We start from the raw sequence: 15,311 nt of genomic DNA, 5'->3' as shown, positions 1-15,311 counted from the left end.
CGGCGAGTCGGGCAATGACACGTCGGCGGGCCACCCGGCGCCACGCTGGTGCAGCGGCGGACCGGACGCGCCGTGCCTTCCCCGTGGACGTGGGGAACACCCGGCGCGCCCGCCCGTGCTCACTCGAAGGTCGGCGGCACGTCCCGCGAACGCTTCAGCTCGAAGAAACCGGGCGTGCCGGCGACCAGCAGCGTCCCGTCCCAGAGCCGGCCCGCGGCCTCGCCCTTCGGCGCCGGGGTGACCACCGGGCCGAAGAAGGCGATGGTCTCGCCGTCCGGGCCCGGCACATGGATCACCGGCGTGCCGACCTCGGTACCGACCGGACGCATGCCGCGCTCGTGGCTGGCCCGCAGCGCCTCGTCGTACTCGGTGCTCTCGGCGGCCCGGGCGAGGGCCGGGTCCAGGCCGACATCGGTCAGCGCCGCGGCCAGCAGCTGCGGCCCCAGCTCCTCCTTGGCCAGGTGCAGCCGGTTGCCGAGCGCGGTGTAGAGCGCACTGACCTTCTCCTGGCCGAACTGCTCGCCCACGGCGATGCAGAGCCGCACCGGCCCCCAGCCGGCGTCGAGCATCGCCTTGTACTGCTCGGGCACGTCCCGGCCCTCGTTGAGCACCGACAGGCTCATCACCTCGAACCGGACGTCGATGTCGCGGACCTGCTGCACCTCCAGCAGCCAGCGGGAGGTGATCCAGGCCCAGGGGCAGAGCGGATCGAAGAACATCTCAACGGTGCTGCGTTCGGACACGACAGGGTCCCTTCACACTTGACTGCCGCGGGTGCGGCGCATGCCGATCTTCCACGCTAGACCCAGGAGCCGACAGCCACCTCGGCCACCGAACGGTCCCACTGCATGGAAGACTCGGCTGGAGAACAGGGCCGCCACGAGTGGCCTGTGCACTGGCAACGCCGCCCGCGGGTGGCGAGAATCGGATGGAGAAACACAGTGCCGGGAGTTCGTAACCTGACACAGGTCGAGGCTACCGAGCGGGCCCGCCTGCTCGATGTCACCGGGTACGACATCAGGCTCGACCTGTCCACCGCCGCCATGGCCGCCGGCGGCCCCACGTTCCGCTCGACCACCGAGGTGACCTTCCGCTGCACCGAGCCGGGAGCCACCACCTTCATCGAGGTGGCCGCCGAGGCGATCCGTTCGGCCACCCTCAACGGCACCGAACTTGACACCTCGCAGTGGTCGGCGGAGAAGGGCCTGATCCTGCCGGGGCTGGCCGCGGAGAACACGCTCGTCGTGGACGCCGACTTCGCCTACTCCAACAGCGGGCAGGGGCTGCACCGCACCGTCGACCCGGTCGACGGTGAGACCTACCTGTACAGCCAGTTCGAGACGGCCGACGCGCAGAAGGTCTTCGCCTGCTTCGACCAGCCCGACCTCAAGAGCGTCTTCACCTGGCACGCCACCGTCGCCAACCACTGGCGCGTGGTGTCCAACATGCCGGTGGAGACCGAGGCGGCGGCCGACGACGACCACAAGACGCTGCACTTCGCGACCTCGCCGCGGATGAGCACCTACATCACCGCGCTCTGCGCCGGGCCGTACCACGAGCAGCGGCGCAGCCACGACGGTGTGGACATGGGCTACTTCTGCCGGGCCAGCATGGCGCAGTACCTCGACGTCGACGACCTGCACACCATCACCGCGCAGGGTTTCGACTTCTTCCAGGAGCAGTTCGGCGTCCGCTACCCGCTGCCGAAGTACGACCAGCTCTGGGTGCCGGACTTCAACGCCGGGGCGATGGAGAACTTCGGCTGCGTCACCCACGCCGAGTCGCACTACATCTTCCGCTCCCAGGTCACCGACTTCGAGTACGAGCAGCGCGCCAACACGATCCTGCACGAGCTGGCCCACATGTGGTTCGGCGACCTGGTCACCATGCGCTGGTGGAACGACCTGTGGCTCAACGAGTCGTTCGCCGAATGGGCCAGCCACTGGTGCAACACCCACGCCACCCGGTTCACCGACGCCTGGACGACCTTCCTGTCGATCCGCAAGAACTGGGGTTACCGGCAGGACCAGCTCTCCTCCACCCACCCGGTCTACTGCGAGATGCCGGACCTGGAGGCAGTCGAGGTCAACTTCGACGGCATCACGTACGCCAAGGGCGCCAGCGTCATCAAGCAGCTCGTCGCGTACGTCGGGCTGGAGCCGTTCCTGGCCGGCCTGCGGGCCTACTTCGGCAAGTACGCCTGGGGCAACGCCACCTTCGACGACCTGCTCACCGAGCTGGAGGCCGCCTCCGGCCGGGAGCTGCGCAAGTTCGCCGCGCAGTGGCTGGAGACCGCACAGGTCAACACGCTGCGACCCGAGGTCGCCATCGCCGCCGACGGCACGTACGAGTCGGTGACGGTCCGGCAGGAGGCGCCGGCGCAGTACCCGACGCTGCGCACCCACCGCATCGGGGTCGGCCTCTACGACCTGGTCGAGGGGCGGCTGGTCCGCCGGGAGCTGCTCGAGGTGGAGATCGCCGGTGAGCGCACCGAGCTGACCGCGCTCGCCGGGGTACCGGCCGCGGACGTGCTGCTGCTCAACGACGAGGACCTCACCTACGCCAAACTGCGCCTCGACGAGCGTTCCCTGGCGACGGTGGTGCAGCACATCGGCGCGTTCGACTCGTCGCTGGCGCGCGCGCTCTGCTGGGCGGCGGCGTGGGACATGGTCCGCGACGGCGAACTGGCCGCCCGCGACTACGTGGCGCTGGTGCTGACCGGCCTGCCGGCCGAGACCGACATCAACCTGGTCACCCAGACGCTGCGCCAGGTCACCACGGTGCTGACCTTCTACGCCGACCCGCAGTGGGCACCGACGGGCTGGGCCGAGCTGGCGCGTACCGCCTCCACGACGCTGCGCGACGCCGAGCCCGGCAGCGGGTTCCAGCTCGCGTGGGCGCGGGCGTTCGCCGGTGCGGCGCGCGCGCCGGAGGACCTGGTGGCGCTGCGCGGCTGGTACAACGGCACCGAGGTGACGGCCGGGCTGACCATCGACACCGAGCTGCGCTGGCAGGTGCTCGCCGCGCTGGTGGCCAACGGGGTCGCCGGGGCCGCGGAGATCGAGGCGGAGCTCGCCAAGGACCGGACGGTCAGCGGTGAGCGGGAGGCCGCGTACGCGCGGGCGCTGATCCCGACCGCCGAGGGCAAGGCTGCGGTCTGGGCCGAGCTGACCGGCGAGCAGTCGCTGCCGAACTGGCGGCACCGGGCGCTGCTGCAGGGCTTCCACCACCCGGCGCAGGTCGAGCTGACCGCGCCCTACCGGGAGCGCTACTTCGCCGTGGTCGACAAGATCTGGGCCAGCCGCGACAGTGAGCCGGCGCAGGAGTTCACCCAGCTCGCCTACCCGGCGTACCAGGTGGAGACCGAGACGGTGCGGCTGACCGACGAGTGGCTCGCCGCGCCGGGCCGGCCGGGGCCGCTGCGCCGCCTGGTGGCCGAGGGGCGCGACGGCGTGGTGCGGGCGATCACCGCCCGCGAGCGGGACAACCGCAGCGCCTGAGCAGGACAACGGCCCGGGTACGACGTGAGTCGTACCCGGGCCGTTTGCGTGTCTGTCACCGGCGTGGTGCCGGTCGCCGGTTACGGGCCGGCGGGATGTCGCGGTGGTGCGGCGGTCAGGACTTGCCGGCGCGGCTGGCGAGCTGGTTCAGGCCGGCGATGATGCCGCCGGCGAGGTCACCGCCGCCGAAGGCCGCCACCATCGACAGCGCCGCCAGGCGGGCGTCACGGTCGGGGATGCGCCGGCGCGCCACCGAGCCGGTCACCACCTCCAGCTGACGCTGGTTCGGCGAGAGGGCGATCAGCACCGAGTCGGCCGGGTCGGCGAGCTGGCTGTGCAGCCGCAGCGCGTGCTCGCGCACCGGCTCCTCCAGCGGGCCGACGTAGACCGAGAAGTTCAGGTCGGTACCCCGGTTCGCCAGTCTCAGCACCTCGTCGAGGCGGAGCAGCTGACGGGTGGTGAAGGGGCCGTCCCGCAGGTCGGGGCGGGACTGCTCGGCCTGCATCTCACCAACGGTCACTTGCGCCTCCGGTTTCACCGGCGGGCGCCACGGCACCCGCCACTTCCAGATTGCCCGTGGTCACGGCCGGCTTGCGCTCACCCTCGGTGATTTCGGCGCGGCCGGACTCGACGAGCTGCTCCGGGTGGTTGACGAACCACACCGGCGCGAAGTCGAAGTGCCGGCCCGGCCGGTAGCGCTTGTCGCCGCTGCCGCCACGGTTGCCGACGTACCCCAGCGCGGCGATGACGACAACCACGGCGAGAGGCACGGCGACAAAGATCAGCAACGTATCGGTAACAGACAACCTCAACGCCCCCAGGCGGAAAAAGAGATCTCGAGTCGCCGGTCGGGCGGAGGCGTATGAGCACCCCACCACCCGGCCCAGCTTCCTTTCACGTTACTGGAGCCCACCGCCCGCCGAAGCGGCGGGTCGCCGATCTCCCGTATCGGATATCGCGCGCCGCCACTGCCCATTGCCGGCGGTTTACCTGTTCAACGACCGAGAAAACGCAGTGCGTTGGCCGAACGCAGCTTTGTCCGCTGCCCCTCGGTCAGGAAATCGGACTCCCGGATCACCTGCCCCACCGGCCGCTCCCCCAGCGGGTACGGGTAGTCGCTGCCGAGCAGCACCCGGTCCTCGCCGATCGTCTCCACCAGCAGCCGCAGCGCGGGTGGGGTGAAGACGACGGAGTCGACGTAGAAGCGGTCGACGTAGGAGCTCGGCGGGGCGGTGGAGGCGCCGCGGACCAGGTCCCCGCGCCGGCGCCAGGCGTTGTCGGCGCGCCCCAGCCAGAACGGGAAGCTGCCCCCGCCGTGGGCGAAGCAGATCCGCAGCGTCTCCGGCACCCGGTCGAAGACCCCGCCGAGGATCAGCGCCAGCACCGACAGGTGCGTCTCGGCCGGCATCCCGGTCAGCCAGCGCGCCATCCAGCGCTCCACCCGCGGCCCGCCGGGCATGTCCCAGGGGTGCACGAAGACCGGCGCCCCGACCTGCGCGCAGTGCTGCAGAAAGGTGACCACGCCGGCGTCGTCGAGGTCCCGGTCGCCGACGTGGTTGCCGATCTCCACCCCGGCGTGGCCCGCCGCCAGGCAGCGGTCGAGTTCGGCGCAGGCGGCGTCCGGGTCCTGCAGCGGCACCTGACAGAACGGGATCAGCCGCCCGGCGCCTCCGGCTGTCATCTCCAGGGTCAGGTCGTTGAAGATCCGGGCCACCTTGACCGCCTGGTCGGCGGGGCGGTCGTAGGAGAAGAAGAGCGGCGTCGGGGAGACCACCTGCACGTCCACGCCGTCGGTGTCCATGTCGGCCAGGCGCAGCCCCGGCTCCCAGCACTGCGCCCCGATCGGCCGGAACTCCGCGGACCCCACCATGATCATGGCGTCGCGCTCGGAGTCCAGGCGCAGCCAGGGCCAGTCGGAGCCACCGCAGGCGGCGCCGAGCTCCGGCCAGCCACGGGGCACCAGGTGGGTGTGCACGTCGACGACGGGCGCGCCGCCGGACGGCACGCCCACGGCAGCGGCCATCAGCCCTTCCCGGGGTGCAGCGTGCCGCACCGGTCACAGGTGCGGGCCGCCTCGTCGTCGTAGAAGCTCTGGAAGACCGGCGGCAGGTCGGCGGCGATGTCGCGGACCTGCAACTCCACCTCGTGGACCAGGTTGCCGCAGTCGGCGCAGTACCACTGGAACTTCTCCAGCGTCCCCTCCTCACGGATGCGCTCGACCACCAGTCCGATCGAGCCGGCCTCCGGGCGCTGCGGGGAGTGCGGGGTGTCGCGGGGCAGCATCCACATCTCCCCCTCGCGCACGTGCACCGTACGCGGCCCGTCCGGGGTCATCAGGTTGATGTGCATGTTCCCCTTGACCTGGTAGAAGAACTCCTCGTACGGGTCGATGTGGAAGTCGGTGCGCTGGTTCGGCCCGCCCACCACCATCACGATGAAGTCCTTGCCGCCGGGGAACATCTCCCGGTTTCCCACCGGCGGCTTGAGCAGGTGCCGGTTCTCCTCGATCCAGCCGGTGAAGCTGAACGGCTCACTGATCTCGCTCACTGGGCTCCTCCTTCGGGAAGTACGGCCACGGCCTGGATCTCGATCAACAGGTGCGGGTGAGGCAGCTGGTGCACGGCGACCGTGGTGCGGGTCGGTCCGTCGGTGTCGAAGAACTCGGCGTAGACCTCGTTGTAGCCGCCGAAGTCGTTCATGTTGACCAGGTAGGCGGTGACCTGCACCAGGTCGGCCAGGTCCGCGCCGGCCGCGCGCAGCAGGTCGCGGATGTTCTCGATCACCGTCCGGGTCTGCACCCGGATGTCGAGGCTGGTGGTGCCGAACTCGTCGGCCTCGGCGCCGGCGATGCTGTTGTCCGGCCGGCGACTGGAGGTCCCGGAGACGAAGACCATCCCGCCGGCGACCTTCACGTGCGGAAAGCGCCCGCGCGGCGTGGCCTTGCCCGCCACCACCTGCGCGCCGCCCCCCGCGAACCCGCCGCCCGCGGACCCGCCAGCCGCGTGCCCGCCAGTCGCCGGAACACCGGTGGCCGCGCCGGCCGGGGCGCTCACGCCGCCGCCTTCAGCGACGCCGATCCGAGCCCCTGGACGGTGGCGCGCACGTGCGCGCCGGGGGCCAGCGGGACGGCCGCGGTTGCCGCGCCGGCCAGGAAGACCCAGCCCTCGGCGAGACGCACCCCGTGCCGTCCGGCGAGCCGGACCCCCTCGGTGAACGCCCGCCGCGGGTCACCGAGGATCGCCGCCGTCGAACCGACCTGGGCCACCCGGCCGTCGATCTCCAGCAGCACCCCGAGGTTCGCCAGCCCCGCCGGCACCGGCGACCAGGCGCCCACGACGAAACCGGCGGCCGAGGTGTTGTCGGCGATCACATCGGGCAGCGAGAAGCTGAAGTCCGCGTACCGGGAGTCGATCAGCTCGATCGCCGGGGCGACCGCCCGCACCGAAGCGGCGAAGTCGGCGACCGTCGCCCCCGGCTCCGGAACCCGGTCCACCAGGAACGCCACCTCCGGCTCGACCCGGGGATGGATGTAGGCGCCGGCGTCGACCGTGGCACCGTCGGCGATCCACATCGCGTCGGTGAGCCGACCCCAGATCACCTCGTCGACGCCCATCTGCGCCATCTTGGCCCGGCTGGTCAGCCCCATCTTGAGCCCGACCAGCCGCTCACCGCGGTCCAGCCGCCGCCGCAGCACCTCGGCCTGCACGCCGTACGCGGCCTCGGCGTCCAGCCCCGCCTCGGCGGCGAGCTGCGGGATCGCCCGGCGCTGCCGCACCGCCGTGTCCAACCGGTCGGCCAGCGCCGACGCCTCCACCGCCGTCATCGGGCCGCCTCCTCACGCCGCCGCGCCAGATCCAGCGCGACGTCAACGATCATGTCCTCCTGGCCGCCGACCATCCGGCGCTCCCCCAGCTCCACCAGGATCGAGCGCACGTCCACGCCGTACCGCTCGGCCGCCCGCTCGGCGTGGCGCAGGAAGCTGGAGTAGACCCCGGCGAAACCGAGCGCGAGCGTCTCCCGGTCGACGCGTACCGGCCGGTCCTGCAACGGCCGGACCAGGTCATCGGCGGCGTCCATCAACGCGAAGACGTCGCAGCCGTGCGCCCAGCCCTGCAGCTCGGCGACCGCGGCGAAGACCTCCAGTGGGGCGTTGCCGGCCCCGGCGCCCTGCCCGGCCAGCGAGGCGTCCACCCGGACCACCCGCTCGTGCGGCACGTCCGCGTCACGGGGCCCCGGACCGGCCAGCCGCCCGTGTTCGACGGCGACGACGCTGTTGGCAACACCGAGGGAGAGGTTGTGGTGGGCGTGGATGCCGATCTCGGTGGTCGGCTCCAGCACCTGCCGGTAGGCGTCGACCCGCTCGGCGACGTCGGCCATCAGCAGCCGGCCGCCCGAGTCGGTGACGTAGACGCAGTGCGCGCCGTAGGACTCCATCAGCTTCGCCTGCTTGGCCAGCCGGGCCGGATCGGCCATGTGCGACATCATCAGGAAGCCGGAGACGTCCATGCCCTGCTCCCGCGCCCAGGCGATGTGCTGGGCGGAGATGTCGGCCTCGGTGCAGTGCGTGGCGATGCGCACGCTGGTCACCCCGAGGTCCCGGGCGGCCTTCAGGTCGGCGATGGTGCCGATGCCCGGCAGCAGCAGCGTGGTCAGCCGGGCGGTGGTGACGACCTCCGCGGCGGCGGCGATCCACTCCGCGTCGCTCGCCGCGCCGTGGCCGTAGTTGACGCTGGAACCGGCGAGCCCATCGCCGTGCGCCACCTCGATGGCGGCCACCCCGGCGGCGTCCAGCGCCGCGGCGATGCGCCGCACCTGGTCCACGGTGTACCGGTGGGCGATGGCGTGCATGCCGTCGCGCAGAGTGACGTCCTGGACATAGAGCCGGGTCATGCCGACACCTCCGCGTCCTCGGGGGCGCCGGGCTGCGCGGGCAGCGCGGCGCCCCGGCGGGCCACCAGCCGCTCGGCGGTCCGCAGCGCCGCCGAGGTCATGATGTCGAGATTGCCGGCGTACGCGGGCAGGTAGTGCCCGGCGCCGGCGACCTCCAGGAAAACCGAGACCTGCAGGCCGTCGAAGTCGCCGCCGAGCGCCGGCACGTACGCCCGTACCCGGGTGAACTGCACGTCCTGCTTGAGCCGGTAGCCGGGGACGTACTCCTGCACCCGCGCCACCATCGCCGCCACCGAGGCGGCGATCGCGACGGTGTCGGCGTCGGGATCGGGGCAGAGGCAGTAGACGGTGTCGCGCATCAGCAGCGGCGGCTCGGCCGGATTCAGCACGATGATCGCCTTGCCGTGCCCGGCCCCGCCGACCTGCTCGATCGCGCGGGCCGTGGTCTCGGTGAACTCGTCGATGTTGGCGCGGGTGCCCGGACCGGCCGACCGCGACGCGATCGAGGCGACGATCTCGCCGTACGCCACCGGGGTGACCGCGCCGACCGCGGCGACGATCGGCACGGTCGCCTGCCCACCGCAGGTGACCATGTTGACGTTGCGCTCGTGCAGGTGCGCGTCGAGGTTGACCGGCGGGACGACGTACGGCCCGACCGCCGCCGGAGTCAGGTCGATCACCGTACGGCCGCGGGCGCGCAGGACCGCGTCGTTGTGCCGGTGCGCCCCGGCGGACGTGGCGTCGAAGACCACCTCGACCCGGCCGAACTCCGGCATCGCCACCAGCCCCTCGACCCCGTCGGAGGTGGTCGCCACGCCGAGGCGGGCAGCCCGCGCCAGGCCGTCGGAGTCGGGGTCGATGCCGGCCATCGCCACCATCTCCAGCCGCTCCGACAGGCGCAGCACCTTGATCATGAGGTCGGTGCCGATGTTGCCGGAGCCGATCACCGCCACACCGGTCCGTGTGCCGCTCATGCGCGTACCCCCGGGTTCGAGAAGGCGGTGCGGACCGAGCCGAGCCCGGCGATCCGCGCCTCGTACGCCGCGCCCGGAGTGACCGGGACCATCGGTCCGAGCGCCCCGGAGAGCACCACGTCCCCGGCGCGCAGCGGGTCGCCGGCACGGGCCATGGTCTGCGCCAGCCAGGCCACCGCGTGCAGCGGGTTGCCCAGACAGGCCGCTCCCGCACCCACCGACACCGGCTCGCCGCCGGACTCCAGCACCATGCCGCAGAGCCGCAGGTCCACGTCGGCCAGCCGGCGCGGGCTGTTGCCCAGCACATAGAGACCGCTGGAGGCGTTGTCGGCGATGGTGTCGACGATCGAGATCTGCCAATCGGCGATCCGCGAGTCGACGATCTCGATCGCCGGCAGCAGGTGATCGGTCGCCCGGATCACGTCGACGGTTGTCACCTGCTCCTGCGGCAGGTCCGCGCCGAGGACGAAGGCCACCTCGGCCTCCACCCGGGGCTGGCTGAGCAGCTCGAGGTCGACCTCGGCGCCGTCGGCGACGGCCATGTCGGCGAAGAGCACCCCGAAGTCCGGCTGGAAGACGCCGAAGCTCTCCTGCACCGCCCGCGAGGTCAGCCCGATCTTCGCGCCCACCCGGCGCCGTCCCTGCTTGACCCACCACCGCACCTGGGTGCGCTGCACCTCGTACGCGGCGTCGGTGTCCCCGACCGGCAGCAGATCACCGGCGAGCGGCGGCACCGGCTTGCCGCTGTCGTACGCGGTGCGCAGCGTCTTGGCCGCGCGTTCGATGTCGGTCATGTCAGATCCACACAGACGTTGGTGAGTTCGGAGTAGAAGTGCAGCGAGTGCAGCCCGCCCTCGCGGCCGATGCCGGAGGCCTTCACGCCGCCGAAGGGGGTGCGCAGGTCCCGCAGGAACCAGGTGTTGACCCAGACGATGCCGGTGTCCAGCCGCGCGCCGGCCCGGTGCGCCCGCCCCACGTCGCGGGTCCAGACTGTCGCCGCCAGCCCGTAGTCGCTGTCGTTGGCGAGCGCGAACGCCTCCTCCTCGTCGTCGAAGGGGGCGAGGTGGACCACCGGGCCGAAGATCTCCTCCCGGTTGGTCCGGGCGTCGGGCCCGAGGCCGGCCAGGACCGTCGGCTGGACGTACGCGCCGCCGTCGCGGGCGTCACCGAAGGACGGCACCCCGCCGCCGGCGAGCACCTGTGCCCCCTCGGTGCGGGCCAGGTCGTAGTAGCCGAGCACCTTGTCGCGGTGCCCGGCGGAGATCAGCGGCATGTTCGCCGTCGCCGGGTCCGAGGGCCAGCCGTACGCCAGCTCCCCGGCCGCGCTCGCCAGCCGCGCCGCGAACTCGTCGAAGACCGGGCGCTGCACGTAGAGGCGCTCGGTGCAGAGGCAGACCTGACCGCCGTTGGTGAAGCTCGACCGCACGGAGCCGGCCACCGCGGCGTCCAGGTCAGCGTCGGCGAAGACCAGCCCGGCGTTCTTGCCGCCGAGTTCGAAGCTGACCGCCTTCACCCCGTCCGCGGCGGCCTTCATGATGGTGCTGCCGGTCGCCGACTCGCCGGTGAAGGTGATCGCGTCGACGTCCGGGTGCCGGGTGAGGAACTCCCCGGCGGAGTCCGGGCCGAAGCCGTGCACCAGGTTGAAGACCCCGGCGGGCACACCGGCGGCGGCCATCACCTCGGCCAGCAGGGTCGCCGAGGCGGGTGTCTCCTCGCTCGGCTTGACCACCACCGTGTTGCCGCAGGCCAGCGCCGGGGCGACCTTCCAGGTGAGCAGCAGCAGCGGCAGGTTCCACGGCACCACGATCGCCACCACGCCGACCGGCTTGCGCAGCGCGTAGTTCAGCGCCCGCCCGCCGGCCGGGGTCACCGTGGTGAAGGACTCCGTCGGCGCGGTGGCCACGATCTCGGCGAAGGCGCGGAAGTTCGCCGCCCCGCGCGGAATGTCCAGGCTCCGGGCCTGCGAGATCGACTTGCCGGTGTCGGCGACCTCGGCGGTGACCAGGTCGTCGAAGCGGCGCTCCAGTTCGGCGGCGACCCGCAGCAGCACGTCGGCACGGTCCCGCTCGGACATCCGCCCCCACGGTCCGCGCCGCGCCGCCCGGGCCGCGCCGACGGCGGCGTCGACGGTGGCGCGGTCGGCCTCGGCGACGGTGAAGACCGCCTCGCCGGTGACCGGGCTGGACTTGACGAAGTGGCCGGCGCCCTCGACGAACTCCCCGTCGACGAAGTTGCGCAGCAGCGGCGGGCCACCCGGGGCGTGCCCGGACATCAGTGCCGGGTCCCAGGCGGTCATCGCCGCGCCCGCCGTACCAGGGCCGCCACCCCGGCCACCGCGAGCGTGGCGACGCCGGCGGCCGTCGCCGCGAGCACCTGGTGCTGACGGCGCACCCGCTGACGGACCTGCGCGTACGGGGTGGTGGTGAACGAGACCAGCTCGTAGCGGGAGACGTAGCGCCCGGGCAGCGCCCGCTCCAGGGCGTGCTCGATCTTCTTGCCGGCCTGGAAGAGCGGCGAGGCGACCTTGTCACGCATCTCGACGAAGTTCGCCAGCGCCATCTCGGCGATCGCCTCGGCGTTGGCCTGCCGGCGCCGCTGGTACAGCGGCAGCGCCACGGCGAAGTCGTCGTCGCACTCGTCCAGGCAACGGTCGAGTTCGACGACGTCCTCGAAGGCGCAGTTGGCGCCCTGGCCGTAGAAGGGGACGATCGCGTGCGCCGCGTCGCCGAGCAGCGCCACCCGCCCGTACGCCTGCCACGGGTCGCAGTGGACGGTGCCGAGCACGCCGACCGGGTTCTCCTGGTACTCGCGGACCAGCTCCGGGGCGAGCGGCGGCAGGTCCGGGTAGACGGCGGCGAAGTGCGCGGCTATGGCGTGCGGGTTGTCCAGCGCATCGAAGCTGCCCGCGCCGGCCAGCGGCCAGAAGAGGGTGCAGGTGAAGGAGCGGTCCGGGTTCGGCAGGGCGATCATCATGGAGGTGCCGCGGGGCCAGATGTGCAGCGCCTGCGGGTCCAGCGCGAACTCGCCGTCACGCGCCGGAACGGTCAGCTCCTTGTAGCCGTAGTCGAGGCGGTCGACGTGCTCGTTCACCTCGCCCCGGGCCAGCAGCTGCGCGCGGACCGCCGACCCGGCGCCGTCGGCGCCGAGCACCACGGCCGCCTCCGCGGCGACCTCGCCGTCGGGGGTCTCGAAGCGCATCCGGCCGGTGAACGGGTCCAGCCCGGTCAACCGGTGGGAGAAGGCGATCCGGATCCGCGGCTCGTCGGCGGCGGCGTCGAGCAGGGCGTTGTTGAGCGCACCCCGGCTGATCGAGTTGATCGCCCGGTCGGCGGTGGCGCTGTACGCCTGGAACTCGGTCTCCCCGTCGACCGGGTGGATCATCCGGCCCCGCATCGGCAGCGCCTCGGCCATCACCCGCTTCTCCAGGTCGATGCGGCGCAGCGCGTCCAGCCCCCGCTCGGAGAGCGCCAGGTTGATCGAACGCCCGCGCTCCACGGTGGCCGTACGCGGGTCGGGGCGACGCTCGTAGAGCGCCACCCGGTGACCGCGCCGGGCCAGGAAACAGGCGAGCAGGCAACCCGCCAGGCCCGCGCCGACAACGGCGATCTCGCCGTCGGTCTGCTCGATCCGCTCGATACTCACCGGAGCTCCTCGTTGATGGTCGCGGCGAGCGCCTCGGCGGCCCGCCAGCAGTCGTGGTACGACGAGTAGAGCGGAACCGGCGCCAGCCGGATGATGTCCGGCTCCCGGGCGTCGGCGATCACCCCGTAGTCGTGGCGCAGCCGCTTGGCCAGCGTCGATGCGCTGCCGGTGCCGACGCGCACCGAGAGCTGGCAGCCGCGCCGCTGCGGGTCGCGCGGGGTCACCACGGTCAGCGGCCGGGACTCGGTGACCTCGTCGAGCAGCCGCTCCAGGTAGGCGGTCAGCCGCAGACTGCGGGCCCGCAGCGTCTCCATGCCGACCGAGTCGAAGAGTTCCAGTGAGGTGCGGACCGGTCCCATCGCGAAGATCGGCGGGTTGGAGATCTGCCAGGCCTCGGCGGTGGCCGGCGGCCGGGAGACCGGCGCCATCTCGAAGCGGGTCTGCGCTTCGGTGCTCCACCATCCCTCGAAGCGGGGCAGGTCGGCGCGGCCGAGGTGGCGGCTGTGGACGAAGACGCCGGCGAGCGCGCCCGGCCCGGAGTTGAGGTACTTGTAGGAGCACCAGGCGGCGAAGTCGACGTCCCAGTCGTGCAACCGCAGCGGCACGTTCCCCGCCGCGTGCGCCAGATCCCAGCCGACGACCGCGCCGGCGGCCCGGCCGGCGGCGGTGATCGTCGGAATGTCCATCAGCTCGCCGGTGAGGTAGTTGACCCCGCCGAAGAGCACCAGGGCCACCTTGTCGCCCTCGCGGGCGAGGTAGTCCAGCACGTCGGCGGTGCGCAGGTTCTCCTCGCCGGAGCGGGGCCGCATCCGGACGACGGTGGTCTCCGGGTCCAGGCCGTGGAAGCGGACCTGGCTGCGGACGGCGTAACTGTCCGACGGGAAGGCGCTGTCCTCGATGAGGATCCGGGTGCGCTCGCCGTGCGGCCGGTAGAACGACACCATCAGCAGGTGCAGGTTGACCGTCAGGGAGTTCATCACCACCGTCTCGGCCGGCTCGGCGCCGACCAGGCGGGCGGCCGGGGCGGTGAGCAGTTCGTGGTACGGCAGCCACGGGCGCTCCCCCTCGACGTGCCCCTCGACGGCCCGGGTGTGCCAGGCGTCGAGGTCGGCGAGGAGTTCGTCGCGGGTGGCCCGCGGCGCCAGGCCGAGGGAGTTGCCGGCCAGGTAGGCCGCCTCGGGGTGACGGCCGCCGTCGGCGGGCGGGACGTGGAAGAGCCGGCGGTGGCCGGGGTCGGCTTCGTCGAGCCGGCGGGCCTCGGCTTCGGGCGCGTTCATGTTCTCTCGCTTCTTCGTCACATGCTCGTACGGGCGGACCAGAGCTCCGGGAAGACCACCCGGGCCATGGCGCGTTGCAGCCAGGCCAGCCCGGCGGAGCCGCCACTGCCGACCTTGGCCCCCATCGTGCGCTGCACCGCCTTGAGATGGTGGTGACGCCAGTCACCGAACTGCTCGGAGAGCTCGGTCAGCGACTCCCCGAGCAGCCAGAGCTGGTTGGCCGGGCCCGGATCTGCGTAGATGCGGATCCAGGCCTGCTCCACCTCGGCCGACGGGGTGTGCTCCTCGCTGAAGTCACGATGCAGGATCTCGTCCGGGATGCGGAAGCCCCGGCGGGCCAGCAGCGCGAGCACGTCGTCCCAGAGGCTCGGTGCGGCCAGGGTGGCGCGCAGCTCGGCGTGGACCTCCGGCTGCCGGCGGAACGGCCGGATCAGCGCGGCGTCGCGGGGTCCGAAGAGGAACTCCATGTGCCGGTACATCGCCGACTGGAAGCCCGAGCCCTCACCGAGCAGGTCCCGGAAGCGGTTGAAGTCCGCCGGGGTCATCCAGCGCAGCCCGCGCCAGGCGGCGTTGAGCCCTTCCATGTGCAGGCCGGCGCGGCGCAGCGGGGCGAGCGCGCCCCAGACGTCGTCGGCGCGCAGCAGCCGCTGCGCGTTGCGCAGCTCGAAGCAGGTGAGGTTGAAGTAGAGCTCCATGATCTGGCTGACCACCAGGAACGACATCTCGCCGGGGTCGTCGCTCAGCGGCTGCTGGAGCTGGTGCAGGGTGCTGGCCCGCACGTAGGTGTCGTAGGGCACCCGCTCGGTGAACTCCAGGGCCGGCTTGCCCCCGGTCCGCGCGGCCGTGGCCGCACGCTCGCGGGCGCTGACCGGGCGCACCACGGCCTGGGTGGGCGTCTGCAGGTCCATGCTCTCCACCTGTTCGTCTCCGTCCTCGATCCGGGTAACGTCATGATCCCGTGGTGACGGGGCCCGACGGAATGCCGCACCGACGGCAGACGGGCCGACCGCATGCCGAACATGTAGCTC

At 72.3% G+C, this 15,311-nt stretch carries 15 protein-coding genes; 1 reads left to right on the top strand and 14 read right to left on the bottom strand.

The genetic code is table 11. The annotated features are described in order from the left end of the window. Window positions 1–119 precede the first annotated feature (119 nt). Window positions 120–743, bottom strand: a complete 624-nt coding sequence (locus ACK8GG_RS16125) for a DsbA family oxidoreductase (protein ID WP_440351515.1) — start codon at window positions 741–743, stop codon at window positions 120–122. A gap of 198 nt (window positions 744–941) precedes the next feature. Here ACK8GG_RS16125 and pepN point away from each other — a divergent pair, with 198 nt between their 5' ends. Beyond that, window positions 942–3,500 carry an aminopeptidase N gene (gene pepN / locus ACK8GG_RS16120; protein WP_440356699.1) on the top strand — a complete coding sequence of 853 codons (2,559 nt, stop codon included), beginning with the start codon at window positions 942–944 and terminating at the stop codon, window positions 3,498–3,500. Between the two features lie 115 nt (window positions 3,501–3,615). Here the strand turns inward: pepN and ACK8GG_RS16115 are convergent, their stop codons facing one another. The 13 genes from ACK8GG_RS16115 to ACK8GG_RS16055 form a co-directional block, all read right to left on the bottom strand. Continuing rightward, a complete protein-coding gene (locus tag ACK8GG_RS16115) occupies window positions 3,616–4,020 on the bottom strand; it encodes a DUF5130 family protein (RefSeq protein WP_440351517.1) in 405 nt (134 codons plus the stop codon). After that, window positions 4,007–4,306 carry an aa3-type cytochrome oxidase subunit CtaJ gene (gene ctaJ, locus ACK8GG_RS16110; protein ID WP_440355195.1) on the bottom strand — a complete coding sequence of 100 codons (300 nt, stop codon included), beginning with the start codon at window positions 4,304–4,306 and terminating at the stop codon, window positions 4,007–4,009. The genes ACK8GG_RS16115 and ctaJ overlap by 14 nt, the downstream gene beginning before the upstream one ends. Before the next feature lie 188 nt (window positions 4,307–4,494). Continuing rightward, window positions 4,495–5,523, bottom strand: a complete 1,029-nt coding sequence (locus tag ACK8GG_RS16105) for an amidohydrolase family protein (protein WP_440356698.1) — start codon at window positions 5,521–5,523, stop codon at window positions 4,495–4,497. Continuing rightward, window positions 5,523–6,047 carry a 3-hydroxyanthranilate 3,4-dioxygenase gene (locus tag ACK8GG_RS16100; protein WP_440351520.1) on the bottom strand — a complete coding sequence of 175 codons (525 nt, stop codon included), beginning with the start codon at window positions 6,045–6,047 and terminating at the stop codon, window positions 5,523–5,525. The genes ACK8GG_RS16105 and ACK8GG_RS16100 overlap by 1 nt, the downstream gene beginning before the upstream one ends. Beyond that, window positions 6,044–6,454: a RidA family protein gene (locus ACK8GG_RS16095; protein WP_440356710.1), complete on the bottom strand. Its 411-nt coding sequence runs from the start codon at window positions 6,452–6,454 to the stop codon at window positions 6,044–6,046. Before ACK8GG_RS16095 ends, ACK8GG_RS16100 begins: the two co-directional genes overlap by 4 nt. Window positions 6,455–6,549: 95 nt before the next feature. After that, window positions 6,550–7,323 carry a 2-keto-4-pentenoate hydratase gene (locus ACK8GG_RS16090; protein WP_440356697.1) on the bottom strand — a complete coding sequence of 258 codons (774 nt, stop codon included), beginning with the start codon at window positions 7,321–7,323 and terminating at the stop codon, window positions 6,550–6,552. Further along, on the bottom strand, window positions 7,320–8,390 hold the full coding sequence (gene dmpG / locus ACK8GG_RS16085) for a 4-hydroxy-2-oxovalerate aldolase (protein ID WP_440356696.1): 1,071 nt from the start codon (window positions 8,388–8,390) through the stop codon (window positions 7,320–7,322). The genes ACK8GG_RS16090 and dmpG overlap by 4 nt, the downstream gene beginning before the upstream one ends. Next, the gene (locus tag ACK8GG_RS16080) at window positions 8,387–9,364 is read right to left on the bottom strand and encodes an acetaldehyde dehydrogenase (acetylating) (RefSeq protein ID WP_440356695.1); all 978 of its coding nucleotides are present in this window, start codon (window positions 9,362–9,364) and stop codon (window positions 8,387–8,389) included. The genes dmpG and ACK8GG_RS16080 overlap by 4 nt, the downstream gene beginning before the upstream one ends. Then, window positions 9,361–10,158 (bottom strand): 2-keto-4-pentenoate hydratase, encoded by a 798-nt coding sequence (locus ACK8GG_RS16075; RefSeq protein WP_440355190.1) that lies wholly within the window; start codon window positions 10,156–10,158, stop codon window positions 9,361–9,363. The genes ACK8GG_RS16080 and ACK8GG_RS16075 overlap by 4 nt, the downstream gene beginning before the upstream one ends. Beyond that, window positions 10,155–11,636, bottom strand: coding sequence for a 2-hydroxymuconic semialdehyde dehydrogenase (locus ACK8GG_RS16070; protein WP_440355214.1), 1,482 nt, complete (start codon window positions 11,634–11,636; stop codon window positions 10,155–10,157). Before ACK8GG_RS16070 ends, ACK8GG_RS16075 begins: the two co-directional genes overlap by 4 nt. Before the next feature lie 20 nt (window positions 11,637–11,656). Beyond that, window positions 11,657–12,991 carry an FAD-dependent oxidoreductase gene (locus ACK8GG_RS16065; RefSeq protein ID WP_440356709.1) on the bottom strand — a complete coding sequence of 445 codons (1,335 nt, stop codon included), beginning with the start codon at window positions 12,989–12,991 and terminating at the stop codon, window positions 11,657–11,659. An 11-nt stretch (window positions 12,992–13,002) separates the two neighbouring features. Then, on the bottom strand, window positions 13,003–14,283 hold the full coding sequence (kynU, locus tag ACK8GG_RS16060; RefSeq protein WP_440356694.1) for a kynureninase: 1,281 nt from the start codon (window positions 14,281–14,283) through the stop codon (window positions 13,003–13,005). Window positions 14,284–14,300: 17 nt separating this feature from the next. Beyond that, window positions 14,301–15,191: a tryptophan 2,3-dioxygenase gene (locus ACK8GG_RS16055; RefSeq protein ID WP_440355188.1), complete on the bottom strand. Its 891-nt coding sequence runs from the start codon at window positions 15,189–15,191 to the stop codon at window positions 14,301–14,303. Window positions 15,192–15,311 lie beyond the last annotated feature (120 nt).

Source organism: Melissospora conviva (assembly GCF_049523535.1).
GTDB classification, from domain to species: Bacteria; Actinomycetota; Actinomycetes; order Mycobacteriales; family Micromonosporaceae; genus Melissospora; species Melissospora conviva.
This window is presented reverse-complemented; position numbering and strand designations above follow the sequence as displayed.